Genomic DNA, 24252 nt, shown 5'->3' with positions numbered 1-24252 from the left:
GCGCTTTTCCGCTATTGGGGAGCTGTCTGACGCTTGGTCGCAAAAATGTCGCGATTCTTCCGGTTTCTCGTAAGGAGTGTGGCGCGGCAGGATGAGATCCGATCCGCGCGTCCGGCGTGTCCGAGGCGTCCGAAGCCGGAGCGCAATGCCCGTGCGATCGAGGGGTGATTGAAGATGTCATTGTTCAACCAGACCACGCCTCGGCTGCCGGCATTGGCGGCCCTCGCGGTGATCGCATTGCCCGCGCAGGTGTGGGCGCAAACCCAGGACCAGGGCGGTCCGGGGGCCGGACCCTCGCCGCAGGGGCGTCCGCCCGCGGTCCTTCGTCAGGGACCCGCTCAGGGCGGGCCGGCGGGAGGCCAGCCACATGTCCAAGGCCCGCGGCAGGGCGGAGGAGGGCCGGCGCAGGGAGCTCCGATCGCTGTGGCGCCTCCGGTCAGCCAGCCGGGCGGGCCTCAGCCGCGGACTGCCGGCACACCCCAGGTCCGTCCGCCCGCGCCCGTGGCGCAGCAGGGCCGTCCGCCGGGCGTTGGTCCGGGGGGCGGTCCGGCTTATGCCGGGCAAGGATACGGCCCGGCGCACAATCCTGGGCCTCGTCACGCGGCTGCCGGACGAACGCCCGACGCGCGCTATGCCCGCGGCGCGGTCGCGGTGCGCGACTATGGCGGACAACCTTATCGCGGGCGGGTCGGCTGGGAAGGCGGCCGCTGGCGCCACGAAGTGCACAACGGCCGACCCGGCTGGTGGTGGGACGTGGGTGGCGTCTGGTATTACTATCCCGAGCCGATGGAAGGGCCTCCCACCTATGTGTCGGAGGACTATGCCGATGACGTGGTCTACGCCCCGGCGGCGGCCTACCAGGCCCCGCCGCCCGCGGTCGTCTATGAAGCCGCTCCGCCGCCCGCCGATCCGGACCCCGGCGCGAGTGCGCTCGGCGGTGCGATCATCGGCGGCGTGCTCGGCGGCCTGCTGACCGGCAAGGCTGGCGGCGCGGCTGCCGGTGCCGTGCTCGGCGGCGCCACCGGCGCGATTGCCGGCGCGACGGCAGCGGCACGGCCGGGCTACTATCTGTCCCAGGGCAATTGCTACTATCGCTATCCGTCAGGCGAGTACGTGGCGGTCGATCCGCGCTCTTGCTACTGATTTGAACGGACGCTGCAGCCCCCTTCCGCAAAGGTCCGGTGGAGGGCCTCGCAACGAATCCTGTAGGATCTGCCTGAAAGCGGTCGCGAGGTGAAAGTTTCCGGGCCATGGCGAAAGCGTCCAAGCTCGTTGCCGCCAAGGGCGGAAAGGTTCTGCTGGTCCGGCGTCGCATTGATGGACGCTGGATGTTTCCGGGTGGCCGCAAGCGGGCGCGGGAGACGGCGAAGGATTGCCTCAAGCGGGAGATCAAGGAGGAGCTTCCGAAGCTCAAGCTCGGACGGCTGCGGCTCTGGAAGGAAGTCACGGCCAAGAACAAGCGCTCAGGGCGCAAGATGAGCGATGCGATCTTCATCGCCAAGCACGCCAAGGGCCGGCTCGAGATTGGCGACAAGAAGGAAATCGACCGCGCCGTCTGGCAGAAGCCTTATGGCCTGAGCCTCACGCCGACATCGCGCTACATCCGGGATCGGCTGTTTCCGCGAAAATCCGACTGAGCCACCGGTACGAGGGGAACGGCTTCGCTCTTCGGGCGTTGACTGTCCATGACTTACGACAGCACAGACAGAACACCTCGCGTGCTCACGCCGGAAGAGCGTCGGGCGCGTGATGCCTCGCGCCGGGCGGATGCTGAGCAAGCCATGCGCGAACACGAGGCCGCTCAGCGGGCCTTTTATGCCAATCGCGAGCGGCTACGGGCCGAACGCTTGGCCCGCGAGGCTGCCAGCAAGCCGGGCTGATCCAAATCGTAGCCGACTCAGTTCGGCTTGCGGCTCTTGAAGGCGTTAGCCATCCGCAGGAATGCCTGATCCAACAACGCGTACATGTCGCCCGTGATGTCGCAATCGAACATCGCGCGGCGCATGCACGTCATCCACTCGTCACGTTCAGCGTCACCAATCGGATAGGGGCGGTGGGCTGACATGATGCAGCGATGCTCTGGCCGCTCGAAATAAAGCGCAGGGCCTCCGAGCCAGCCGCTCAAGAACTCGAACAGCAACTGCTTGATGGGCGCGAGATCCTTGTCGTGCATGGCACGGATCCGGCTCGCTCCAGGCTCTTCATCCATGATCGTGTAGAAGCGTTCGGCCAGACGCCGCACGCCGGCTTCGCCCCCGACCAGTTCATAGGGCGTCGCTTCGGCCACGACTGCTTCGCTGCTGGGATTTGCTGCCGTCATTTTCCCTCGTTCCGCTTCCCAGTGCAGCCAACAAGCGGCGAGGGTATGGCGCCTTGATCTGCGTCAAGCGAAAATGCGGGGAGCACACGGCTCTTGCAGATGCGGTGGAGCGAGCGGGGATGTGCGGCGCGGGACTTGGCGCGCGGATCTCGACGTCAGCGGATGTTGGCTTTGACCAGCCGCTGCCGGTCGGTGTCCGCCGCAATCTGGCGCAAGGTCTGCCGCAACAAGGCCAGGTCGACCGGCTTGGAGAAGGGCGGATAGACGTTGAGCCCAAGGATCTTGCCAGCGCGCACGGTGACGTCGCGGGTCTTGTCGTCGGAGCCGCTGATGATCAGGACCGGCGTGCGCGATTTCATGTCCGACAGCAGTTGCAGGACTTCCGTGCCCGAGCGTTCGCCAAGGTTCAGGTCGAGGGTAATGCACTCGAAGTTGCGCCGGCGCAGCACGTTGATGGCGCCGTCCACCGAATTCACGCCGGTCGTCGCAAAGCCCGCCTGGACAGCGATCTTGCGCAGGATCGACAGGTGAACGTCGGCATCTTCGATCACGAGAAGTTCGTTCAGCATGGTCCCCGCACGGTTCTGTGTCGGCTCTTGATGGGCATCTGGAGTTTAAAAGTCGGTTTCTGAGTTCCACGTAAATTTTCGTTTCCGTAGAATCACGGAAATGTTTCGCGGCAATATCGGCTGCCGGCTGGACTTTTCCACACCGGCGCGCCTCAGCACGGTGCCGGCCCCGGACCTCGTCCGGATCGCCAAGGACAAGAGGGTATTCTCAGAACCTGTGGCATTGACAGTCGGGTTTGCTAGCACCTACGGTCGTACCGACGGTTCCTTTCGAGGATTAAACGGGAACGCGGTGAGGGGAGACCCGAGGCCGCGGCTGCCCCCGCAACTGTAAGCGGCGAGCCTTCGCCATCAGCCACTGGATCTCGGTCCGGGAAGGCGGCGATCAGGCGCTGACCCGCGAGCCAGGAGACCTGCCGTCAGTCGTGGTCACACGTGAGCACATCGGGCGGGGTGTCCTGATGGAAGCCGTTCTGCCGCCTTCCGGCGGGGGAATTCTTTTGCTCGCGGTGACGTGCCACGTTGTCGCGAGTCCTTTGATGACCTCCGCTCTGTCCGTCGCGTCGAAGCGACGCTTTCTCCTTCTGTCGTCCGTTGCCATCCTCTCCCTGTCGTGGCCGTCCGCCGGCTGGTCACAGGCTGCCAAACCGGAGCGCATGCTCGATCCTGTCGTGGTCGACCCGCCCACGGCGTCGCACGTCGGCCGATCCCTTTCGGCCGAGGTGAAGCGCACCGCGGTCCGGCGCGCTCGAGGTCCTGCGCGCCCGCCGACGGAGGTCGCGGCAGCGCCACCCGCCAATCCCGGCTTCGCGGCTCCGACATTGAACCTGACAGAGGCGACATCCACCGGAAGCCGCCTCGGCCTGACGCGTCTGCAGACGCCGGCGAGCGTCGACGTGATCTCGGCCGAGACGATCGCCGAGCGCGGCCAGCAGAATGTGATCGATGCGGTGACGCAGAACGCCGTCGGCTTCACTGCGAGCCCGGCGCCGGGCAATGGCGGGCTGTCCTTCAACACCCGCGGCTTCACCGGCAACGGCTCGGTGATGACGCTCTATGACGGCACGCGCCTCTATGTCGGCTCGGGCACGCTGACCTTCCCCTTCGACAGTTGGTCGGCCGAGCGTATCGAGGTGCTGCGCGGCCCAGCCTCGGTGATGTACGGCGAAGGCGCGATCGGCGGCGCGGTCAACGTCGTCTCGAAGCTGCCGCTGTGGGTTCAGCGCAACCAGGCGGAGGTTTCGCTCGACAGCAACATGACGCGCCGGATCGCCGTCGACAGCGGCGGACCGGTGAGCAGGGACGTGGCCTATCGCATCACCGCGACCGGCAACCTGTCGGACGGCTGGGTCGACCGTGACCGGACGTCGAACGTCGCGCTGCATGCGGCGGTTCAGGTCAGGCAGAACGAGGACGTCACCTGGACGATCTCGACCGACTATGGCGATCGCAGCCCGTCGCGCTATTTCGGCACGCCGCTGGTCAACGGGCGCATCCTGGAGACGCTGCGCTTCAAGAACTACAATGTGGGCGACAGCGGCATTCGCTATCAGGACAGCTGGAATCAGGTGAAGACGGAGTGGCAGGTCGCCGACGGCATTTCCGTTCGCAACACGCTATATTATCTGAACAGCCAGCGGCACTGGAAGGACGTGGAGAGCTACGCCTACAACGCCGCCACCGGACGCATCGACCGCAGCAGCTACATCGAGATCTTCCACGACCAGCAGCAGGTCGGCGATCGCTTCGATGCGACGTTCCGCGGCCATGTGTTCGGCATGGCCAACGAATTCGTGGCCGGGTTCGATGTCAACAACATCAGCTTTACCCACACCAACAACTCGCCCTATGGCGGCACGTCCTCGGTCGCGCTCTACGACTTCGATCCAGGCGTGTTCGCGAGCCCCAATCGCACCGTGCCGGGATTCGGCAGCACGACCAACCAATATGGCCTGTTTGCCGAGAACCGCCTGTCGGTGACCGACCAGCTATCGCTGATCGGCGGCATCCGTCAGGACGAGCCGACGATCGCGCGCACCGACTACGTCACGCCGGGCAACAGCTACGAGAAATCCTATCACGCCACGAGCTGGCGCGTCGGCGCCGTCTACACGCCGATCAAGGATCTGGCCTTCTATGGCCAGTACGCCGTGGCGGTCGATCCGGTCGGCAATCTGATCACGATGTCGGCGGCCAACCGCAGTTTCGCGCTGTCGAGCGGCAAGCAGGTCGAGGTCGGCGTCAAGCAGTCGTTCTGGGGTGGGCGGGGGGAGTGGACCTTGGCCGCCTATGAGATCGTGAAGAACAATCTGTTGGCGCGCGATCCCGCCAATCCCGCCGTCACGGTCCAGGTCGGCCAGCAATCGTCGCGCGGCGTGGAGGCCGCGGTCGGCCTCGCGCTCGACCATGGCTGGCGGGTCGATGCCAGCACCGCGCTGTTGCGCGCCAGATATGACGACTTCGTCCAGTCGGTCGGCGGCGTCGCCGTCAACTATGCCGGCAACGTTCCGGTCAATGTGCCGCAGACGGTCTCCAACATCTGGGCGACCTGGGCGTTTGCGCCGAACTGGTCGGCCAATGCCGGCGTCCAGGTCGTGGGCAGGACCTTCGCCGACAATGCCAACACGCTGGCGCGGCCGGCCTACGGCGTCGTCAATGCCGGCGTGCAATGGAAGCCGGATGCGAACACCACGGTGTCGTTCCGCGTCTTCAATCTGTTCGACGCGATCTATGCGACGTCGGGCGGCACGACACAGTGGCTGCTCGGCCCGCCGCGCACGGCGCAGCTCGCGGTCAACGTCAAGTTCTGACCATGCGCCGCCGGATCGACATCGTCTCGGTCCCGCGGCCGTCAGAGCCGATGGCGGCTCGCCATCGATCCGGAGGGGCTCTGCAGGCCGTTGAGGGCGACCGGCTGCATCCCCGACGGGCGCGACTGGCGCCAGTGATAGACGTGCCTCACGATCCCGGCGACCAGCAGCGGCAGGATGGCGGCGACCGCCATCAGCGGCGACAGCGGCTTCGGTGAAATCATTTCCAGCGCCATCTCCGACACCATCCACAGCGTGGCGATCACCAGGGCGCAATCGAGCGGAGGGATGCGCAGCCAGTACAGAAACCCGACGATGACCACCGCAGGCGCGATCGCCGGGCCGATCATGTAGAAGGTCAGCTCGGGCGGCGTCAGCGCGTCAAGAAGCATGGATGCCAGCAGCCAGAGGCTGAAGAACATCACCGCGCCGTCGACGTATCTCATGGAACACCTCCGCCGCGACATTTTGGCGCAATCTTTGTCCGGTTTGTGGCCCCTGCGCAAGGGTGGGCTGCCCTGACGGGGAATTTGTTCCCTTGGCCCTGTCGCCGAGCCGACGAGGACGGGGCGCTCGCCCGCCGACACGGAGAGCGCTCGCGCAGATGCATCACGGCCGCGGTCCGGCCCTTGTCCTGTCTCCCATGGGCCACATTGCACATTACAATACATTGCTAACGGTATCTGATGGTTGCTGTCTGCGTCTGAGCGTGTCACATCCCGTAAATCTACGGGAATTGCGGAGCTGGCGACCCGGCCGGCGAACAAGGAACGGCCGGGGGCATGGACCTGCGATTCCGAGCGGACATCGATTACCTCCGGGCCGTCGCCGTTCTCCTGGTGATCGGATTCCACTACGGCATCCCCGGCTTCCAGGGCGGTTTCGTCGGCGTCGACATCTTCTTCGTCATCTCCGGCTACCTGATCACCCGGCTGATCTGGGCGGGGATCCATCGCGGCGATTTCTCGTTTTGGACGTTCTACGACCGCCGCGCCCGCCGCCTGCTGCCCGCGCTCTACGTGATGGTGCTGGGCACCGGGATCGGGGCCTGGTTCCTGGCGCCGCCGGACGACTACCGCATGTTCTTCGGCAGCGCGGTCTCGACCTTGCTGTTCTCCTCGAACATCTTCTTCTGGTTCCAGGCCAACTATTTCGATCTGCCGTCGGTCGGCAAGGTGCTGATCCACACCTGGTCGCTGTCGGTCGAAGAGCAGTTCTACTTCCTGTTCCCGCTGCTCACCGTCGTCTGGAGCAGACGCTTTCGCAATCCGTCCTCGCGGGTCTCGCTCGGCCTGCTGCTCGCCGGCACCGTGGCGCTGTGCGTCGCCAACGAACTCCTGATCAGGAATTCCGCCTCGGCAGCGTTCTACCTGTCGGCGCTGCGCGGCTGGGAATTCCTGATCGGGGGGCTGGCCCATCTGCTCGATCGCTTTGCGCCGGCCGACATCCGCGCGCGTTGGACGATGGCGTTGAGCGGGGTGCTGCTGATGCTGGTGCCAGCCGTGACGTTCACGGAAGCCACCAAATTCCCGGGGCTGCATGCGCTGCCGCCGTGTCTCGGGGCCGCGCTCTTCATGATGGCCTTCAGCCGCGACGAGGGCCAGCCGATCTGGCTGCCATTCCGGCGCACCGGGCTCTTCCTCGGCAAGATCTCCTATTCGCTCTACCTCTGGCATTGGCCGGTGTTCGTGCTGGGCACGGCGGCAATGCCGATCACCTGGGCGGGGCCGGTCGCGACCACGGCGCTGCTCGCAGGCACGTTCCTCCTTGCCTACGCCTCCTATAGCCTGGTCGAGCAGCCGGTGCGCACCCAGCCGGTGTGGCACGGAGCAAGGACGTCGGGCCTGATCGCGACTGCCGCGACGCTGCTGCTGGCGATCGGGGTCGTCGGTGTGCTGCAGAACGGCTTTCCCGCGCGCTTTCCGCAGGCGGCGCAGCGCATGCTGCGTTTCAACGTCGGCGTCATGGCGCCGTTCTATGGCGAATCCACCTGCTTCCTGCAGCCGCATCATCCGTTCGCGAGCTATCGCCGCGACGTGTGCCTGACGCCTGTCGGCGATCGGCCGAACGTCCTGCTGTTCGGCGACAGCACCGCCGCGCACTATGCCTGGGCCCTGCGCAAGCATCTCGGGTCGAAGGTCAACCTGCTGCAACTGACGTCCGGAGCCTGCGCGCCATTCGTCGATCTGCACCAGCGCCAATCCAAGAATTGCGACGAGGTCAACGCGACATTGCGCGACGTGCTGCGCGAAGGCCGCATCGCCGCGGTCATCCTGTCCGGCAGCTGGCGCTCGTATCTCGAACTCTACGCGGTTCAGCCCGAGCGGGATGGCGCGGGGCGAAGCCGCAAATTCGACGGATATCTGTCCGCGACCTTGTCGGCCGCCGAAGCCGCGCGCGTCCCGGTGCTGCTGCTGGGGCAATCGCTCGAGTTTGCCCTGCCGCTGGCCGCCAATCTGGTGCGCTATGAGATGACCCATCTTGCCACGAAGGGAACGCTGGAGGTCAGGCCCGATAGTTTCGCCGCCGATGCGCATCTGAAGCAGCTTGCCGCCCACCAGCGCAATGTCAGCTTCATCTCGGTTCTCGACTCCGTGTGCGGCGACCGGCCGTGCCCGCTGAAGGTCGATGACGAAACGACCATCGTGTGGGACACGCTGCATCTGACGCCGGAGGGCTCGCTCTACGTGATGCAGCGGCTGGCGCCGGCACTGGATGCCTTCCTCGACAGGCTTCAGCCGACGCCCCAGCGCGTCAGCGGCAACCCACCGGCGTCGCTGGATCGCTGAGGCCCGGGTCATCTCAATCCGCCGAGAAGCCGAACGGCACCGACGACGTCCTGAAATCATCCGGCAAAATCTCGCGGCCGATCGGCGGCGCCGAGCGCGCCGCGCATTTCGGCCGGTGACAGACGCGGCAGGCGGTGCCGATCGGCGTCGGCGCGCCGGCGTCGGGGCCATGGCCGTCCCGCGTGTAGATCAACTGCCCGGCATGTTCGGCCGCGCAGCCCACCGCGATGGCGCGCTCGACGCGGACCGCGCCATAGGAGCCGCCGCCGGCGGTCACGGTGCGGGCGATCGAGAAGAAGCGGCGGCCATCGGGCAGCTCCAGCCATTGCGTCACGATCTGGCGCGGCGTCTTGAAGATGCCGTGCACCGACCACAGCGGGCAGGCGCCGCCATGACGCGCGAACGGAAAGCCGGCGCCGTCGAGCAGCTTCGAGACGTTGCCGGCGGGATCGATACGGATCAGGAAGAACGGAATCTTCTCGGCGCCCGGCTTCTGCAAGGTCGTGACGCGATGCGCGGTCTGTTCGAAGCTGGTGCCGAACTGCCGCGCCAGGGCTTCGAAATCGTAGGCCCTGGCATCGACCGCTTTGGCGAAGATCGAGTAGGGCATGATGATCGCCGCCGCCGCATAGGCGGCGAGCGCGCGCCGCGCCAAGAGCTCGGCGGTCTTGCTGGCGAACTTGCCGTCCTCCAGTGCTGCACCGATCTCGTTGTCCAGCTCGAGATAAGCGAGTTGCCGCGCCAGTTCGAACTTCAGGCTCGCGCTGTCGAGCGAATCCTCGATCAGCAACTGCCGACGGTGCAGGTCGAGCCGCCGGAGCGAGCCGAGCATCACGTTCGGCGGCATGTAGCGGACTTGCAGCTTGTGCTTCTCGCGAAAGCGCTCGATGAAGCCGGCGGGGCTCGCCGAGACCTGCGGGGATCCGGTGGCCGAGCCCTGAAAGACCGCCTGCGCCAGCCGCTCGGCGGCGTCGTCGAGCCCCGCGAAATAATTGCGGCGGGCGGCGAGGAAGCGCCGGACATCGGCGACGGGATCGTTGGCGTCAAAGCCTTCTGGCAGCGGCCCGCCGCCGGAGACCGCAGGCGCCCGCTCGGCCAGCGCCAGCTGCTCCTCGCGATAGGCGGTGTAGAGCCGCAGGAAGGCTTCGGCCATGCCGGGATAGCTGACGGCGAGGTCGGAGATCTCCAGCGCCGGGATGTCGATGTCCGAGAACATCGGGTCCTTCAGCACCGACTGCATCCGCGCGGTATGGTCGGCGCCGCCGTCGCCGGCGAGATCGGCAAGATCGATCTTGTAGGTCCGGGCCAGCCGCAGCAGCATGTCGGCCGTCACCGGCCTCTGATTCCGCTCCAGGAGTGCGACGTAAGGCGCTGATATTTCGAGGTCCGCGGCCATGTCGGCCTGGGTCAGGCCGAGCTCGCGGCGCAGCCTGCGCAGGCGCGGGCCCATGAAGATCGAGCGTGCCGTGGCGGTACTCATGGCCGGTCATCTCCCGTCTGTAAGCTCCTTACAGCTATACACGAGAGATTTGTAAAGTGTGACAAGTTTTCCGCGCAATGTCTGGTCCGCTGTCGCAGCGCGCTTACAACAGGTCCCAGGTTGTCCTTAACCAAGGGATCACGGACATGAACTTCCAACCGCGTGGACTGAACGACCAGGCTCTCCAAGGCTCCTCGTCCTACCAGGCCGAGGTCGAGGCGGCGCGTGCGCTGCTCGAGGCCAACCCGACCTGGAATGGTGTCACCGCCGAGGCCGTGGCGCGCATGCGCCTGCAGAACCGCTTCAGGACCGGTCTCGACGTCGCCCGCTACACCGCGTCCGTGATGCGCGCAGACATGGCCGCCTACGACAATGATAGCACCAAGTACACGCAGTCGCTGGGCTGCTGGCACGGCTTCATCGCGCAGCAGAAGCTGATCTCGATCAAGAAGCATTTCGGCAAGACGGACCGCCGCTACCTCTATCTCTCCGGCTGGATGATCGCGGCGCTGCGCTCCGAGTTCGGTCCACTGCCGGACCAGTCGATGCACGAGAAGACCTCGGTCCCCGCGCTGATCGAGGAGCTCTACACCTTCCTGCGCCAGGCCGACTCGCGCGAGCTCAACGATCTCTTCCGCACGCTGGACGCGGCCCGCAAGGCCGGCGACAAGGCGAAGGAGACCGAGATCATCGCCAAGATCGACGGCTTCCAGACCCACGTCGTGCCGGTCATCGCCGACATCGACGCCGGCTTCGGCAATGCCGAGGCGACCTATCTGCTCGCCAAGAAGATGATCGAGGCGGGCGCCTGCGCGCTGCAGATCGAGAACCAAGTCTCGGACGAGAAGCAGTGCGGCCACCAGGACGGCAAGGTCACCGTGCCGCATGACGTCTTCCTGGCCAAGATCCGCGCCTGCCGCCATGCCTTCCTGGAGCTCGGCGTCGAGGACGGCATCGTCGTCACCCGAACCGACTCGCTCGGCGCCGGCCTGACCCAGCAGATCGCGTTCTCCAGCCAGCCGGGCGATCTCGGCGACCAGTACAACAGCTTCCTCGACTGCGAGGAAGTGACGCCGGAGACCGCGCGCAGCGGCGACGTCATCATCAACCAGAACGGCAAGATGATGCGTCCGAAGCGGCTGCCCTCGAACCTCTATCAGTTCCGCCCCGGCACCGGCGAGGACCGCTGCGTGCTCGACTGCATCACCTCGCTGCAGAACGGCGCCGACCTGTTGTGGATCGAGACCGAGAAGCCGCATATCGAGCAGATCGCCAAGATGGTCGACCGTATCCGCAAGGTGATCCCGAACGCCAAGCTCGCCTACAACAACTCGCCGTCGTTCAACTGGACCCTCAACTTCCGTTGGCAGGTCTATGACGCGATGAAGGAGGCGGGCCAGGACGTCAGCAAGTACAACCGCGCCGAGCTGATGAAGGCGGAGTACGACGACACCCCGCTGGCGAAGGAAGCCGACGAGCGCATCCGCACCTTCCAGGCGGATTCGGCCAAGCGCGCCGGCATCTTCCACCACCTGATCACCTTGCCGACCTACCACACGGCCGCGCTGTCGACCGACAACCTCGCTCGCGAGTACTTCGGCGAGCAGGGCATGCTGGGCTACGTCAAGAACGTCCAGCGCGCCGAGATCCGCCAGGGCATCGCCTGCGTCAAGCACCAGAACATGGCCGGCTCCGACATCGGCGACGACCATAAGGAATATTTCGCCGGCGAGAAGGCCCTGAAGGCAGGCGGCGCGCACAACACGATGAACCAGTTCGGCTGAGCTCTGCCGGGTGAACCGCTGAACTGATGAGACCCGTCTGGAGCGGCACCGCTCCAGGCGGGTCTTGCTGTTGCGCGGAATTTCCAGGGCGCTCTTCGAATCCCTATCGACGAACACACTGCTCATCACCAAGGTGCTCCGGCTTCCGATCTCAACCCTCATGGTGAGGAGCGCCGCCCTTGCGGCGCGTCTCGAACCATGAGGCCACAGTCGGGCCTCGCCCTTCGAGACGCTCGCCTGCGGCGGGCTCCTCAGGGTGAGGAGAGAAGGCCGTGGTCCGGGTCGCCATCTCTTCCTCCTCGGCTGGACCTCCTCACCGCTCGCTCAGCGCCAGGCGCGCCCCGAGCAACGCAAAGCCACCAGCAAACGCCCGGCGCAGCCATGTCATCACCCGGGGCCGGGAGACGACGCGATCGCGCACCGCGGCCGCGAACAGGCCGTAGACCACGAACACCGCAAAGGTCATCGCCATGAACGTGGCCGACAGCTCCAGCATGGCGGCGAGCGGATGCGCCTCGTCGGCGGCGATGAACTGCGGCAGGAAGGCGAGGAAGAAGATCGACAGTTTTGGATTAAGGATGTTGATCAGGAAGCCGGTCAGCACCACACGCACGGCCGAGCGTGCATCCGCATCCTGCTTGTCATCATCCTTGGCCTCCACGGACAGCGCGCCGCGCTCGCCGAGTGTCTGCCAGGCCATGTACAGGAGATAGGCGACGCCGCAATATTTCAGCGCGGCAAAGGCCAGCGCGCTGGTGTGCAGCACCGCAGCGAGGCCTATGATCGCAGCCAGCATCGCCGGGATGATGCCGAGCGTGCAGCCGAACGCGGCCGCGATGCTCAGCCGCGATCCCCGCGTCAGCGCCACCGCCAGCGTATAGAGCACGCCGGTTCCGGGCGAGGCGACGACGATCAGGGACGTCAGCAGGAAGGCAGTGGACATCGGCGGCTCCCGGGTTCGCGGCCGCGACGGCGGCCGGCGTCTTTCAAAAACAAATCCCAACATTCCACGCCGCACCGTCGGACGATAGCCGGCCGCGCTTCACGTGGCCGAGAACCGCCCGGGCATGGCGCAAGCGCTGACGTCGGGCCGCGCGAGGGACATCAGGGCAGGGGACGTGTTCGACCGTCATCGCGGCGCGTTCGCGCCCGAATTTGTCCGGTCGTCTCGCCCCCGGAAATACAGAGGGCGCGGGGAATGCCGGGCTGCAGGCCGCAACCCATGGCCCGCCTGCAGACAAGAAAGCAGGCGGCAGTCACCACAGGTTCAGCCGACATCCGGCATTCCCCGCGCGGTGGTCTTAACATTTATACGCGATCTCCCCGGTGTCCGGCTTGATAGCCACCGTCGCCCCGAGGGGTCATCATCCCCCAGGACTTGGCGCCAGCATCGGGGCGCCAGGACCACGCGATTTCATGTCCGCGACCGGCTGTTCGTCCGCACGCAACGCGCGCTGCAACCAGCTCGCGGCCACCGCTCCCCGCACCCTACGTCCGTGACGATCGCGATCCGCCCCTCTCGAGGAGCACGGGATGCGGACAGTCAATCATGAAATTCGGAAAAAAGGAAGACGAATATTTTTGAGCTAGCGACTGGACAGGGGTGATCGCGTTGAGCGCGCTGGCGAAATAAATTTCTCGGCGCATGCGTTCCGGTGCTGCCGCGGAGACCTTTGCCGGGCTCGCTCAGGGCCGCCACGTCGTAGGCTGCAGCTGGCTTGGCCGCAAGCACTCGGCCTCGGGTCGTCCGCGCGATCGGCAATCCTCATATTTGGCTGACAGGAGCAGGACCATCAGGACGGCGATCAGCGCCATGCACGCGAGTGCAAGACGAGTGTCCGCCTTCATCAATGATCCTTTCAGCAGTTCGGCCCGCTCAACTATCACACGGGTCCGAAGCGCCGCCAGAACAGCTTCGACGCTGAGGCGGGACGGTTGCGACTGTGTCCTGCCCGCAACGTCATCGGTTTTTGATAGTCGCTCCATTCCCCCCGAGGTTGCGGCTATTGTTCCCCCCGTCGGCCCCTGCTACCGCTGCAAAGACAGGTGGGGTACTGTGGGGGCTCAAATGAACGGTTTGCGTCGGATGGCCAGCGGGCTGGCCATCGCGGGAGCGGCGTGTCTTGGCGGCTGTGCTGCACCGTTGGCGGTCAACAACGTGACCGACATCAGGTCGACGACGGGCAGCCGAGGGATCGACGTCTACGAACAGAAGCGCCGGACCGACCCGAGCGCGCCCGACTTCGCGGGTGACCAGCTTGTGGAAGTGCGGACGTTCCACAATCCCGAACAGAGCGGCGAGGTCGAGATGGCCGGGGCCTCCTGCTCATTGGAAGCCTCCGGTTTCACCGCCACCATGACCAGCCCCGCCAAGGTGCGCGTGCCGCTCTATCGGGGACAGTCGAGCACGCTGGCCGTCACCTGCCAGAAGCCCGGCTATCAGAAGCGCATGATCACGGTCGCGCCCTATGACGCGACACGCCAGGCGCGCCTGGCCAGCGGCGCCAACGGCGGCATCCTCGGCGCGGTCATCGTCGCCGGCATCGACGCCGCCGCGGACAATACCAAGAACGACTGGCGTTATCCCGTGGCGAAGGTGGTGCTGGAGGCGGATGCTGCCGGGAGGTGAGGGACCGACCTTCCGCAACTGGCGGTGACGGCAGTGGCGGAGATAGTGCACGCATCTCGATCGCGTCTCCAACGACAAGCTATGGAGACAAGGAGTCAGATCATCTCCAGGTGTCCCGCAATTGAAGCGTCACGTTGATACCTCACGGACCTCAGACACGCTCCTTAATTAGGCGTGCAACCTCAGGGCGAGAGCTGTGGATAGCGGGCGTTAATTGGCTACGATTTCAGGGCGCCGTGACCCGAAGGCAACAGAAGGGTTAAGAAACTTGGTACTAACGTCCGGGTTGAGCACTATTGGCGGGGGGTATCATTGACATACCCCCCAAGATATTGGTTTGTGAATAGTCCGGTTCGACTCACTCAGGTTTGATTCGCAAATTGCCTTGTCAAGAGTTTTTCTTGAAAAATTGCCACCGAATCGCTATTTTCCCAATGAACTTTGTTTCCGCCTCCCGGTTGGGTTAACCGGATTTTTACCGCACGATTTGAAAGTCAATCCCATGACACACGCGATGCCTCCTGCCGAAGTCACCCTCGTTTATCGTGAGGTCGGGAAGACGCACGTCTTTACTGCGCCCGACTTTCGCGGCTTCCACATTGGGAGTTCGGTGCTCAAGACCGCGTATGAGCAGGCCGTGATCGCCCTGGGCGAGCATATTTCTCGGGTTTACAATTGCCCTGCTTCATACCGAATTGAGCGGTCCTTCAAAGAGTTCGAGACGCTGCTTAAGAAGGAAGATGAGTTTGCCTCCAATTTTGTTTTCGCAAAGCGCGAAATGGAAAATTGCGCAGCATAACTCTAACAGCCTCTTGAAGACCGTCGTCATTCAAGCATAAGTTGCTTTTTAGCCGATTCATGCATAAGCGTGGATCGGCTTTATTATGTGGTTTGCCATGCCCAAGACCTTGCATCCCGTGACTTTTCGAAATCTGCAGGCTACTTTGAACGGCCTGGGATATGGCTTGGGTCGTCATGATCCGGATAAGCCGATCCTGCATTGGTGGAGAGAAAATAAGAAAAAGTTTCCGAGTGGAGACTGGCCTGATCACTTGACAACTTTGAAGCCGGATTTCACTGCCGACGGTCATGCCGAGCCGGTCTATGATCGGAGTTACGTCGTAGACCTACTGGTGAATATTTTTGGCGACAGCCCCGATGGTGCGGGGCAGCGCTTAGCGATCGTCGCCCACCAGATAGCGACTGCGGAGCGTTAGCGAGATCCCGAGACCGGATCTTATAAGGCGCTCGCTAGGAGGTTTTGCTGGCCTGAGAAATATCTGGCGGCCAGCAATCTCCATAAGTACGCTGTTGACTTACAATAATTGACGTCGAATCTGGATGCTCGCATCGACGCCGAAGAACGAAAGGGCGTCGGTTCATTCTGTCAGATCGGCGAACAGGCGCTTCCAATGTGCAATCGTGCTTCTTGGATTTTGGCGGTGTTGGCCGAAGCACGCTTCTTGGCTTCTCTCGCGAGCGAAACCTTCCATACATCGGCTAGCTGGATCGATCCCGACTTGGCCCACGCTTCAATTTGCGGAGCAATCAGATGTCCGCTTTTGCGACATCACTGAACGGGATGTCGGCCTTGCGCCTTCACCGATCTACTACACCGACCATGAAGTCGAACGGAAGTAAATCTTCGTGTAACGGTGACAGTGCACAAAACTGGTGGGCCGGAACGCACGAGACGCTGTCGGTTTCTATCAAGCTTGTTGGTCGGACTCCCGCCGCCTCGCCAAGGTCGCCAGCCGCGCCTTGATCTCCTCAATCGACACCGGCGTGAAGTCCCAGCAGTCGACGCCGACGTCGCAGCACTGGCTGTCGCCGGGGAGGCGGCCGTGGCTGTGGCCGTAGAGGTGGAGGGCGCCATGGTGGGATTTTGACCACACCCGCAGGCCGTAGTGACAGAGGGTCAGGTGAGTGCCGTCGGGCAGGGTGATGTTGCGCAGGCTCTCGATGCTGGCCCAGAGATGCCGGGCGGCCTTGACGCGTTTCGAATTGTCGTGATTGCCGAGCGTCAGGTGCATCTGGCCGTTGAGGCGGCGGAGGTAAGGCTCGTGGTCGGCGAAGGCGAAGTCGCCGAGATCGTGGACGATGTCGCCCGGCCTCACCACCTGATTGTGGCGCTCGATCATGATCTCGTCCATCTCGGCGACGGAGGAGAACGGGCGCTTGGCCAGCTCGATGATACGGGCGTGACCAAAATGGCGGTCGGCCGTGAAGAAGATGTTGATGGTTGGTCGTCTCCGTTTTCCTCCGCGTCGGGCGGGGGGATCGTGGTGGGGATAAGAAAGGGTGGTGAGCGCGCCGGGACTCGAACCCGGGACCCCATGATTAAAAGTCACGTGCTCTACCGGCTGAGCTACGCGCTCGCTTCCAAGGAAGCGGTGTGACGGCTCGAACCGTCACTGTCCGGATCATCGGCAGGTGACCATCAGAACGCTGGAGGCGTCGCCGTGGTTCACTGCGGGTCCCGGGAGCGGAGTGGTCAAACCCCGGCCGTGGGCCGCGTCCTGTCGTGGGCGCTGTGTAGGGGGTGGGTGCGGTCGGGTCAATAGGCGCGCGTGGCGACCCACAGACCGGCGGCGGGATCGATCGGGGCTGTGCAGGCGGGGTGCCGGGCGGCGGCGGTGTGGCCGCAGGGTGACAGGCGGACCCAAACAGGGGCTGGCGGCCGCGAAACGCTTCGATTGGCGGCCGTTCTCCCGTTAGCGTTTGTTTCCGAATGTGACTGTGCATGGGCCCGTCCTGGCGTCCGCCGCCCGGCCATCGCTCGAGGAAACGACATGATCCAGCCCCATCGCGAATTTTGGCCTGTGCTGGGGGGCTTGCGATTTCTGCTGGCGATGTGGGTGCTGTTCGACCACACCTACAATTTCGGGCCCGCCGAGCGCGCCATTCCGGTCCTGACCCGGAGCGGGCTGATGGCGGTGATGTGCTTCTTCGTCATCTCCGGCTTCAGCATCCACCATTCGATCGCGATGCGGCCCGAGGGCTATCTGCGCCGGCGGCTGTTGCGGATCCTGCCGCTGAACGCGCTGGCGGTCGGCATCGGCTGGTTCGGCTGGTCGGTGCTCGGCCTGTCCGGCGGCTACGGCACGCCGCCGGTGCCGCCGAGCGTCTGGCAGTTCATCGGCTGCCTGTTGCTACTGGAGGCGTTCCTGCCGATCATGATCGGGTTTCTCTATCCCGCATGGTCGCTGTCGATCGAGGCGGTGTACTATTTGCTGGCGCCGCTGTTCCGGAAGCTGGAGGGGCGGCCGCACGTGCCGGCGCTGATGATCGCATCCAGCGTGCTGTTCGTGGCCTGGCCGCTGTTCCGCAACGAATATGTCGCCGGCGGCAGCTCCTATTGGCTGACCGGCATCGTGATGCTGTGGGCGTGGCTGGCGGGCTGGATCGCCTATGCGCATCCCGGCCACCGGCGTTATCTGCTCTGGCTCGGCCTTGCCGGGCTCGCCTCGATCGCGACCCAGGCCCGGTTCTTCGACGTCACCAATGTCAGCTCTGCGGCCGTGAATGCGATCGCCTGGATCGGCACCTTGATGCTCGTATTCTATCGCATCGGCCATGTCGGCGGCCGGGTCGCAGCAATGTTCGACTATCTCGGCGAGCTCAGCTTCCCGCTGTACATCCTGCATTACCCCGTGCTGTTCGTGGTCAGCAGCTCGCTGTTCAAGGCGTATCCGGACCTGAACGCCGGCGTGGCCCACGTCGCGATCTCGCTCACGGCGGCCGTGCTGGCCTATCACCTCGTCGACAAGCCGCTGCGCAAGCCCGATGCGGGCATGGGGCAGGCGATCCGCGCCTGGGCTGGCCGGCGGAGAGCGACGGACAGCGGTCGCGGCGAACTGGCCGAGGCCGCGCCGCGGCTCGGCACGGGCGCCTGATCCCCCCCGCAGCGGACGAGGTGCGCGTCAGACCTTCTCCGGCACCTTGGTCGCCGCCGCGCTCAGCGGCGCCGGCTGCATCGGCTGCAGCATGCCCGGGCCCGCCAGCTCCGGCACCCAGACCGGGCGCAGGCCGATCAGCTCGGCGGTGCGGACCCTGGTGTAGCGCCAGAACTCGAAGGAATTGATGCGCGACATCTCCAGCACGGCGATGGCGACCGCCGAGAGGAACGGCAGGCTTTCCAGGATCAGGACGGCGGCGAAGATGTAGAGCTCGGTGATCGCCAAATAATTGGTGGTGATCAGGATGGCGGCGCCGATCAGGAGCAGGGCGCCGATCACGGCCTCCCAGAACGCCTGGAATTCGATCGACATCCGCGACAGGCCGCCCTTGGACGTCCGGGCGAAGGCGAGGTGCTCGGTGATCAGGCCCTGCGCCACGGCGCGGCTGACCGTCCATTGCACCGACATCGCGGCGATCATCGCGCCGAACATCTGCCAGGGCCGGACCGCGACGCGCAGGCGGTAGAGGATCAGGAAGTGCGCGAGCGAGACCACGAAGGCGGCGATGATCGGGATGGTCAGGATCCTGTCGGGGATGGCGATGCCGGCGAAGGCCACGATCGGCACCCAGATCAGGTTGAGGATCGCCACGACCACGCCGAGGCTCTCGGCGCCGAGCCAGTTGAGCCAGCCGAGCGAGAACTCGCGCTTCTGGTCCGCCGTCAGCCGGCTCTTGCCGGGCAGGAAGCGGCGCCAGTGCTTCTTGACGATCTGGAAGCCGCCATAGGCCCAGCGATGGCGCTGCTTCTTGAAGGCCTCGTAGGTGTCGGGCAGCAGGCCCGACCCGTAGCGGGTGGCGGTGTAATGGGTCTTCCAGCCGAGCTCCTGGATGGCCAGCCCGAGGTCGGTGTCCTCGCAGATCGTGTCGCTCGACCAGCCGCCGGCCATGTCCATCGCCGCGCGGCGGATCAGGCACATCGTGCCGTGCACGATGATCGCGTTCTCCTCGTTGCGCTGGACCATGCCGATGTCGAAGAAGCCGGCATATTCGCCGTTCATGATGTAGTGCATCAGCGACAGATCCTCGTCGCGATGCTCCTGCGGCGCCTGCACCAGGCCAACGGCGGGATCGGCGAAGGCCGGCACGAGGTCGGACAGCCAGTCCGGCGTCACGACATAGTCGGCGTCGATGATGCCGATGATCTCGGCGTCGGCCGCGGTGCGCTCCATCGCGATGCGCAGCGCGCCGGCCTTGAAGCCCTTGACCTTCTCGGCATTGATGAACTTGAAGCGCTCGCCGAGCATGCGGCAGTGGTCCTGGATCGGCTGCCAGAACGCAGGGTCAGGCGTGTTGTTGATGATGCAGACGACCTCGTAGTTCGGGTAGTCGAGGCGGGCCAGCGCATCCAGCGTCTGCTTCATCATGTCCACCGGCTCGAAATAGGCCGGGACGTGGATCGAGACCTTCGGGCAGTAGCCCTCCGGCATCGCGGCGCGCTCGCGCGCGACCTTGTCGCGGGTGAGCAGCCGGCGCGGCGCGCGGCCGAAGGCGATCGCAGCGATCTCCTCGATGCGGGCCATCGCGATCAGGATCAACGGCACCAGCAGGATCAGGCCGAGAGTCAGCGCGAAGGTCGAGCCCCAGACAAAATAATGCGTGTTCCAATAGGCGAAGACGTTGGAGACCCAGGCACCGACGCCATGCGCCGTGATCGCCAGCACCATCGCCTGCATCATTGTCGGCTGGCGCAGCCGCACGATCGGCAGCGACAGCAGCACGCCGACGAGCAGCGCGATGGCCGCGAGCTTCCAGTAATCCGGGTTCACGATCGGGCCGGTCCAGGAGAACTTCGCCTCGCGCGAGGCGGTGAGCAGGCCCCAATAGGGACCGACGCCGCCCTCGAAATATTTCCAGGGCACGTCGATGCTCTCGACGATGTTGTAGTCCATGCCGATGGCTTCGGCGCGGGCGACGAAGTTGCGCAGCACCCAGGCCTGCTGGAACGGACCGGGATCGGAGATGCCGCGATTGTAGCCCTGGCTGGGCCAGCCGAATTCGGCGATCACGACGCGCTTGCCGGGGAACTTGTCGCGCAGCACCTGGTAGCGGTCGACCGCCTGGTCGACGGCCTGGGTGCTGTTGAAGAACTCCCAATAGGGCAGCACGTGCGCGGCGATGTAGTCGACGTTGGAGGCGAGCTGCGGATAGTCGCGCCACAGGTTCCAGATCTCGCCGGTCGTGACCGGGACGGTGACCGACTTCTTGACCCGCTTGATGTAGTCGATCAGCTCGTCCGGCTTGAGCTCGCCGCGGTACAGCGTCTCATTGCCGACGACGATGCCGATGACGTTGCTGTTGCGGCGGGCGAGCTTGATCGCGGTCGCGACCTCGTTCTCGTTGCGGATCGTGTCCTTGTCGAGCCAGACGCCGAGCGTGACCTTCAGTCCGGCCTCGGCCGCCAGCGGCGGCACCTGCTCGAGGCCGCCGGTCGACGAATAGAGCCGGATCGCGCGCGTCATCGTCGCGAGCTTCTTCATGTCGGCTCGGATGCGCTCCGGCGAGGCGACGGTGTCGACGTCGGGATGCGCGGTGCCTTCGTGCGGATCGTAGGAGACGCTCGGCAGCATGCCGGTGAAATCCGGCGCGCTCTGCTTGGTTTGCAGGACGCCCCACAGCGCGGCATGGGCTGCGGTGACGAACAGGATGACGGCTGCGATCAAGCGCATCTGGCGGGACACCGTGGCGGGCGGGAGAGAGAGGAGCGGCTGTTCCGGCGCGGGAAACGCGCGGCGAACACCGGCAGTGCGCCCGTCCTGCGTGCTGCCCAGGCACGTCAGGCGAAGCGCGGCTTCGATCAGACACCGGCAGGTCCGTCATTGGCCTTGCCGGTGGTCACATTAAGGCGGGTTCATCACTGAACGAGCGCTGAACCGCCTGACAGATCGACGCCGAACCGCCTGCGACACGATAACGCTGCAGCGCGAATAGACAACTGCGGCGGGGCCGCGATTCGTCCGCAACGGCCCTGCCGGCGCGAGGCCGGGCAGGGGCGCCTGAGGCAGGCTTACTGCTTGGCCGGCTGCGGCGAGGGCGCGGCCTGCGGTGCCGCCGGCTGGGCCGCCTGCGGCGAGCCGGCGGGCGCCGGGGTCGCGGCGGGCGCGGGCGCCGCTGCAACCTGCGGCTTAGCCTCCGGGTTCACCCAGCAGGTGTGGACGTGGTTGTTCAGCGAGTTCGGTACCTTGTCGTCGATCTGGCCGACGAAGCGCGTCAGGCAGCGGAACGACGCCTGGATGTGGCCGCCGGGGCAGCCGAAGCGGTCATAGAGGTCGAGGTGGCGGAAGGCGGTATCGAGGTCGTCGCGGTACATCAGCTGCACCACGCGCCGGCCGAGCCAGACGCATTCCGGATTGCCGGCCGGTCCGCCGCTCAGCGCCTGCGCGGCCTCGTTGAATTCATCGGCCTTGCGCTGGTTTTCCTTGAGATCGGCCGGGCTAGATGCCTGCGGCTTTTGGTCCTGGGGGTGATCGTTGCCGCTCTGGGCGAAGGCGCCGGGGACGCCGACCAGGACCGCGAGGCCCACGGCCGCAACCAGGCGCGAAACCGAAAACTTGGACTGGAGCACGCGTCGACCCATAAATTCCCCGATTGTTGCCTTCATGCCGTCCCCTGGGGGACGCAGTATTGATGCCGATCAAATCGGCCCCGATTGCGGCGGGAGGTTGATTCCGTCCGTCGCATGCCGTTCCTAAAATGACGTTCCTAACGGGCGCATGAACGGCACCTCAGAACTTCGAGCGCGACGGGCAGATCAACCGGGGATTCCCAATGACCGGAATCTCGGATTTTGTCCAGCAACGCGCCAACTTTCTCGCCGCATCGTAAAGGCCTGATTGGAGACGGGGAGGGCGCCACGTCAGCCTCCGCGGATCGCCTAGCCGATCGCCTGTTCGATCGCCTACTTGGCAGATCGCCGCCGACCGGGTAATCGACACCACCTGCCTGGAGACACGGAACTGAAATCCCTCCCTACGCCGCTGGCGCTTCTGCTCGTATCCTTGGGTGTCATCGCCGCGGCCTGGTGGTGGCTGGCCAAGCCCATCACGCTCGCCCGCGCGCCGATCGAGCTCGATTCGAAGGTGCAGTGCGTCTCCTACGCGCCGTTCCGCGGCCAGCAGAGCCCGCTCGATCCGACCACGCATATCGATGCCGAGCAGATCGAGCAGGATCTGGTGCAACTCGCCAAGATATCGGAATGCGTGCGCACCTATTCGATCGAGAACGGCCTCGACCAGGTGCCGGCGATCGCCTCCCGCGTCGGCATCAAGGTCATCCAGGGCATCTGGCTCGGTTCGAACAAGCTGAAGAACCAGCAGCAGATCGGCATCGCCGTCGACCTGATCAAGCGCTATCCGAAGGTCATCACCGGCGTGGTCGTCGGCAACGAGGTGCTGTTGCGCGGCGAGATGACGACCGCCGACCTCGCCGCGACCATCCGCAGCGTCAAGGCGCAGGTCCAGGTTCCCGTGACCTATGCCGACGTCTGGGAGTTCTGGCTGCGCAACCGCGAGCTCTATGACATCGTCGACTTCGTCACCGTGCACATTCTCCCGTATTGGGAGGACATCCCGGTGCGCGCCAAATTCGCCGCCTCCCATGTCGACACCATCCGCCAGCAAGTCGGCGTGGCGTTTCCCGGCAAGGAGATCCTGATTGGCGAGACCGGCTGGCCGAGCGAGGGCCGCATGCGCGAGGGCGCGCTGCCGTCGCGCGCCAACCAGGCGCGGGTGGTGTCGGAGATCCTGTCGCTGGCCAAGCGCGAGAATTTCCGCGTCAACCTGATCGAGGCCTATGACCAGCCGTGGAAGCGCAAGCTCGAGGGCACCGTGGGCGGCTATTGGGGCCTGATCAGCGACGATACGCGCGCGCTGAAATATCCGCCGGGCGAGCCCGTCAGCAACTATCCGCTCTGGAAGATGCAGATGGGCGCCGGCATGATCCTGTCCTTCATCGTCTTCCTCGCCGGCTGGCTGACGGTGCGCCGCCGGCCATGGCCGCCGCACATCTCGGCCTGGATCGGGGTCGGAATTTCCGCGACCACCGGCGGCGTGCTGCTCGGCATGGCGGCCGACAAGATGTTTTATGAGAGCCTCGGGATCGGCGGCTGGCTGCAATGGGGCGCGCTGCTCGCGGCCGGCGTGCTGGCGCCGATCCTGGCGGCCAACGCCATCATGGCCGGCCGGCCGCTGCCGACCTTCCTCGACCTGCTCGGGCCGAATGACGGCCGCAAGCAGCTCAAGCTGACCTATGCGTTGGGGCTGGTGCTGGTGGTGACCGTGCTGATCGCGGCCGAGACCGCGCTCGGCTTCGTCTTCGATCCGCGCTACCGCGACTTCCCGTTCGCCAGCCTCACCATGGCCGTGGTGCCGTTCGCGATGCTGCTCGGCAACCGGCCGGCGGACGGCCCGCGGCCGATCGCGGAAGCGAGCTTCGCCGGCCTGCTGGCGATCTCCTCGGTCTATGTGATCTACAACGAGGGCCGCGACAATTGGCAGGCGCTGTGGACCTGCGCGATGTACCTGACCTTGGCGTTTACGCTGTGGCGGGCGCGGGCCGTGCAAAGCCGAGGATGAGCAGGCCGATCGCCAGGCCCGACAGCACGATGTTGTAGAGCACGATGCCAAGGCCGGCGGCGATGAGCCCGCCGGTCAGCAGCACGATCGACGGCCGCATCACGTGCAGCACCGCGATCACGAGAGCGGTGGCGCCGAACACCGAATTCTTGAACAGCGTGGTCGCGACCGCCCGGCTCTTGCAGGCGAGCGTCTGCATCCCTGCGTCGCAGGCAAGCGCAACGCTCGACAGCTCGATCGCGAGATAGCGCAAATAGAGGGCATAGCCGACGGTGACGAAGCCGACGATCAGGAGCCATTGCACCTGATAGGGCGAGAGGCGGAACGGGGTCTTTTTCATG

At 65.1% G+C, this 24252-nt stretch carries 20 protein-coding genes, 1 tRNA gene and 1 riboswitch; of the genes, 11 read left to right on the top strand and 10 right to left on the bottom strand.

Annotated elements, in window-relative coordinates; translation table 11 throughout:
- The first annotated feature begins 423 nt into the window (after positions 1-423).
- From ACQR1L_RS26265 to ACQR1L_RS26255, 3 genes are all read left to right on the top strand, one after another.
- Positions 424-1143: a hypothetical protein gene (locus ACQR1L_RS26265; protein WP_434860814.1), complete on the top strand. Its 720-nt coding sequence runs from the start codon at positions 424-426 to the stop codon at positions 1141-1143.
- Positions 1144-1250: 107 nt separating this feature from the next.
- On the top strand, positions 1251-1637 hold the full coding sequence (locus ACQR1L_RS26260; RefSeq protein WP_434860813.1) for an NUDIX hydrolase: 387 nt from the start codon (positions 1251-1253) through the stop codon (positions 1635-1637).
- A gap of 48 nt (positions 1638-1685) precedes the next feature.
- Positions 1686-1880 (top strand): hypothetical protein, encoded by a 195-nt coding sequence (locus ACQR1L_RS26255; RefSeq protein ID WP_434860812.1) that lies wholly within the window; start codon positions 1686-1688, stop codon positions 1878-1880.
- Between the two features lie 17 nt (positions 1881-1897).
- Here ACQR1L_RS26255 and ACQR1L_RS26250 read toward each other — a convergent pair whose 3' ends face one another.
- Positions 1898-2320, bottom strand: a complete 423-nt coding sequence (locus tag ACQR1L_RS26250; protein WP_434860811.1) for a group II truncated hemoglobin — start codon at positions 2318-2320, stop codon at positions 1898-1900.
- Between the two features lie 155 nt (positions 2321-2475).
- The gene (locus tag ACQR1L_RS26245) at positions 2476-2889 is read right to left on the bottom strand and encodes a response regulator (protein WP_434860810.1); all 414 of its coding nucleotides are present in this window, start codon (positions 2887-2889) and stop codon (positions 2476-2478) included.
- A gap of 244 nt (positions 2890-3133) precedes the next feature.
- Positions 3134-3324, top strand: a riboswitch (cobalamin riboswitch).
- Between the two features lie 104 nt (positions 3325-3428).
- On the opposite strand from ACQR1L_RS26245, the gene ACQR1L_RS26240 reads away from it, so the two are divergent.
- Entirely contained in the window at positions 3429-5699 is a 2271-nt protein-coding gene (locus ACQR1L_RS26240; RefSeq protein ID WP_434860809.1) for a TonB-dependent receptor, read from the top strand.
- Positions 5700-5740: 41 nt separating this feature from the next.
- Here ACQR1L_RS26240 and ACQR1L_RS26235 read toward each other — a convergent pair whose 3' ends face one another.
- On the bottom strand, positions 5741-6121 hold the full coding sequence (locus tag ACQR1L_RS26235; protein WP_434860911.1) for a hypothetical protein: 381 nt from the start codon (positions 6119-6121) through the stop codon (positions 5741-5743).
- A gap of 360 nt (positions 6122-6481) precedes the next feature.
- Here ACQR1L_RS26235 and ACQR1L_RS26230 point away from each other — a divergent pair, with 360 nt between their 5' ends.
- Positions 6482-8488 (top strand): acyltransferase family protein, encoded by a 2007-nt coding sequence (locus ACQR1L_RS26230; RefSeq protein ID WP_434860808.1) that lies wholly within the window; start codon positions 6482-6484, stop codon positions 8486-8488.
- A gap of 13 nt (positions 8489-8501) precedes the next feature.
- Here the strand turns inward: ACQR1L_RS26230 and ACQR1L_RS26225 are convergent, their stop codons facing one another.
- Positions 8502-9968, bottom strand: coding sequence for a helix-turn-helix domain-containing protein (locus ACQR1L_RS26225; RefSeq protein WP_434860807.1), 1467 nt, complete (start codon positions 9966-9968; stop codon positions 8502-8504).
- A 146-nt stretch (positions 9969-10114) separates the two neighbouring features.
- On the opposite strand from ACQR1L_RS26225, the gene ACQR1L_RS26220 reads away from it, so the two are divergent.
- Entirely contained in the window at positions 10115-11752 is a 1638-nt protein-coding gene (locus tag ACQR1L_RS26220; protein ID WP_434860806.1) for an isocitrate lyase, read from the top strand.
- Positions 11753-12065: 313 nt separating this feature from the next.
- On the opposite strand, the gene ACQR1L_RS26215 is transcribed toward ACQR1L_RS26220, so the two are convergent.
- Positions 12066-12695, bottom strand: coding sequence for a LysE family translocator (locus tag ACQR1L_RS26215; protein ID WP_434860805.1), 630 nt, complete (start codon positions 12693-12695; stop codon positions 12066-12068).
- 1125 nt (positions 12696-13820) lie between these two features.
- Between ACQR1L_RS26215 and ACQR1L_RS26210 the strand changes: the two genes are divergently transcribed.
- The 3 genes from ACQR1L_RS26210 (at position 13821) to ACQR1L_RS26200 (ending at position 15598) form a co-directional block, all read left to right on the top strand.
- Positions 13821-14381, top strand: a complete 561-nt coding sequence (locus tag ACQR1L_RS26210) for a hypothetical protein (RefSeq protein WP_434860804.1) — start codon at positions 13821-13823, stop codon at positions 14379-14381.
- Between the two features lie 385 nt (positions 14382-14766).
- Positions 14767-15180 carry a hypothetical protein gene (locus ACQR1L_RS26205; protein ID WP_434860803.1) on the top strand — a complete coding sequence of 138 codons (414 nt, stop codon included), beginning with the start codon at positions 14767-14769 and terminating at the stop codon, positions 15178-15180.
- A 97-nt stretch (positions 15181-15277) separates the two neighbouring features.
- Complete coding sequence (locus ACQR1L_RS26200) at positions 15278-15598, top strand: hypothetical protein (protein ID WP_434860802.1); 321 nt, start codon at positions 15278-15280, stop codon at positions 15596-15598.
- Positions 15599-16090: 492 nt separating this feature from the next.
- Here the strand turns inward: ACQR1L_RS26200 and ACQR1L_RS26195 are convergent, their stop codons facing one another.
- Positions 16091-16522, bottom strand: a complete 432-nt coding sequence (locus ACQR1L_RS26195; protein WP_434860801.1) for a metallophosphoesterase — start codon at positions 16520-16522, stop codon at positions 16091-16093.
- A gap of 161 nt (positions 16523-16683) precedes the next feature.
- Positions 16684-16759 (bottom strand) — tRNA-Lys (locus ACQR1L_RS26190).
- Positions 16760-17173: 414 nt separating this feature from the next.
- On the opposite strand from ACQR1L_RS26190, the gene ACQR1L_RS26185 reads away from it, so the two are divergent.
- The gene (locus tag ACQR1L_RS26185; RefSeq protein ID WP_434860800.1) at positions 17174-18277 is read left to right on the top strand and encodes an acyltransferase family protein; all 1104 of its coding nucleotides are present in this window, start codon (positions 17174-17176) and stop codon (positions 18275-18277) included.
- Between the two features lie 27 nt (positions 18278-18304).
- On the opposite strand, the gene ACQR1L_RS26180 is transcribed toward ACQR1L_RS26185, so the two are convergent.
- Complete coding sequence (locus ACQR1L_RS26180; RefSeq protein WP_434860799.1) at positions 18305-21007, bottom strand: glycosyltransferase; 2703 nt, start codon at positions 21005-21007, stop codon at positions 18305-18307.
- 338 nt (positions 21008-21345) lie between these two features.
- Positions 21346-21915, bottom strand: coding sequence for a beta-1-3, beta-1-6-glucan biosynthesis protein (locus ACQR1L_RS26175; protein WP_434860798.1), 570 nt, complete (start codon positions 21913-21915; stop codon positions 21346-21348).
- A 421-nt stretch (positions 21916-22336) separates the two neighbouring features.
- On the opposite strand from ACQR1L_RS26175, the gene ACQR1L_RS26170 reads away from it, so the two are divergent.
- Complete coding sequence (locus ACQR1L_RS26170) at positions 22337-23911, top strand: beta-(1-6) glucans synthase (RefSeq protein ID WP_434860797.1); 1575 nt, start codon at positions 22337-22339, stop codon at positions 23909-23911.
- On the opposite strand, the gene ACQR1L_RS26165 is transcribed toward ACQR1L_RS26170, so the two are convergent.
- Positions 23871-24251: a hypothetical protein gene (locus ACQR1L_RS26165; RefSeq protein ID WP_434860796.1), complete on the bottom strand. Its 381-nt coding sequence runs from the start codon at positions 24249-24251 to the stop codon at positions 23871-23873. The two genes, ACQR1L_RS26170 and ACQR1L_RS26165, sit on opposite strands and share 41 nt — an antisense overlap.
- Position 24252 lies beyond the last annotated feature (1 nt).

The organism is Bradyrhizobium sp. HKCCYLR20261, assembly GCF_051168435.1.
In the GTDB taxonomy this organism is placed as follows: Bacteria; Pseudomonadota; Alphaproteobacteria; order Rhizobiales; family Xanthobacteraceae; genus Bradyrhizobium.
The sequence above is the reverse complement of the archived record's forward strand: the minus strand, read 5'-3'. Positions and strand labels throughout refer to the sequence as shown.

Coding starts and splice junctions, on each gene's coding strand:
- ACQR1L_RS26220 (WP_434860806.1), top strand. CDS start 10,115: ATGAACTTCCAACCGCGTGGACTGAACGACCAGGCTCTCCAAGGCTCC.
- ACQR1L_RS26180 (WP_434860799.1), bottom strand. CDS start 21,007: ATGCGCTTGATCGCAGCCGTCATCCTGTTCGTCACCGCAGCCCATGCC.
- ACQR1L_RS26195 (WP_434860801.1), bottom strand. CDS start 16,522: ATGATCGAGCGCCACAATCAGGTGGTGAGGCCGGGCGACATCGTCCAC.
- ACQR1L_RS26230 (WP_434860808.1), top strand. CDS start 6,482: ATGGACCTGCGATTCCGAGCGGACATCGATTACCTCCGGGCCGTCGCC.
- ACQR1L_RS26240 (WP_434860809.1), top strand. CDS start 3,429: ATGACCTCCGCTCTGTCCGTCGCGTCGAAGCGACGCTTTCTCCTTCTG.
- ACQR1L_RS26200 (WP_434860802.1), top strand. CDS start 15,278: ATGCCCAAGACCTTGCATCCCGTGACTTTTCGAAATCTGCAGGCTACT.
- ACQR1L_RS26250 (WP_434860811.1), bottom strand. CDS start 2,320: ATGACGGCAGCAAATCCCAGCAGCGAAGCAGTCGTGGCCGAAGCGACG.
- ACQR1L_RS26185 (WP_434860800.1), top strand. CDS start 17,174: ATGATCCAGCCCCATCGCGAATTTTGGCCTGTGCTGGGGGGCTTGCGA.
- ACQR1L_RS26235 (WP_434860911.1), bottom strand. CDS start 6,121: ATGTTCTTCAGCCTCTGGCTGCTGGCATCCATGCTTCTTGACGCGCTG.
- ACQR1L_RS26225 (WP_434860807.1), bottom strand. CDS start 9,968: ATGAGTACCGCCACGGCACGCTCGATCTTCATGGGCCCGCGCCTGCGC.
- ACQR1L_RS26175 (WP_434860798.1), bottom strand. CDS start 21,915: ATGGGTCGACGCGTGCTCCAGTCCAAGTTTTCGGTTTCGCGCCTGGTT.
- ACQR1L_RS26165 (WP_434860796.1), bottom strand. CDS start 24,251: ATGAAAAAGACCCCGTTCCGCCTCTCGCCCTATCAGGTGCAATGGCTC.
- ACQR1L_RS26210 (WP_434860804.1), top strand. CDS start 13,821: ATGAACGGTTTGCGTCGGATGGCCAGCGGGCTGGCCATCGCGGGAGCG.
- ACQR1L_RS26245 (WP_434860810.1), bottom strand. CDS start 2,889: ATGCTGAACGAACTTCTCGTGATCGAAGATGCCGACGTTCACCTGTCG.
- ACQR1L_RS26260 (WP_434860813.1), top strand. CDS start 1,251: ATGGCGAAAGCGTCCAAGCTCGTTGCCGCCAAGGGCGGAAAGGTTCTG.
- ACQR1L_RS26215 (WP_434860805.1), bottom strand. CDS start 12,695: ATGTCCACTGCCTTCCTGCTGACGTCCCTGATCGTCGTCGCCTCGCCC.
- ACQR1L_RS26255 (WP_434860812.1), top strand. CDS start 1,686: ATGACTTACGACAGCACAGACAGAACACCTCGCGTGCTCACGCCGGAA.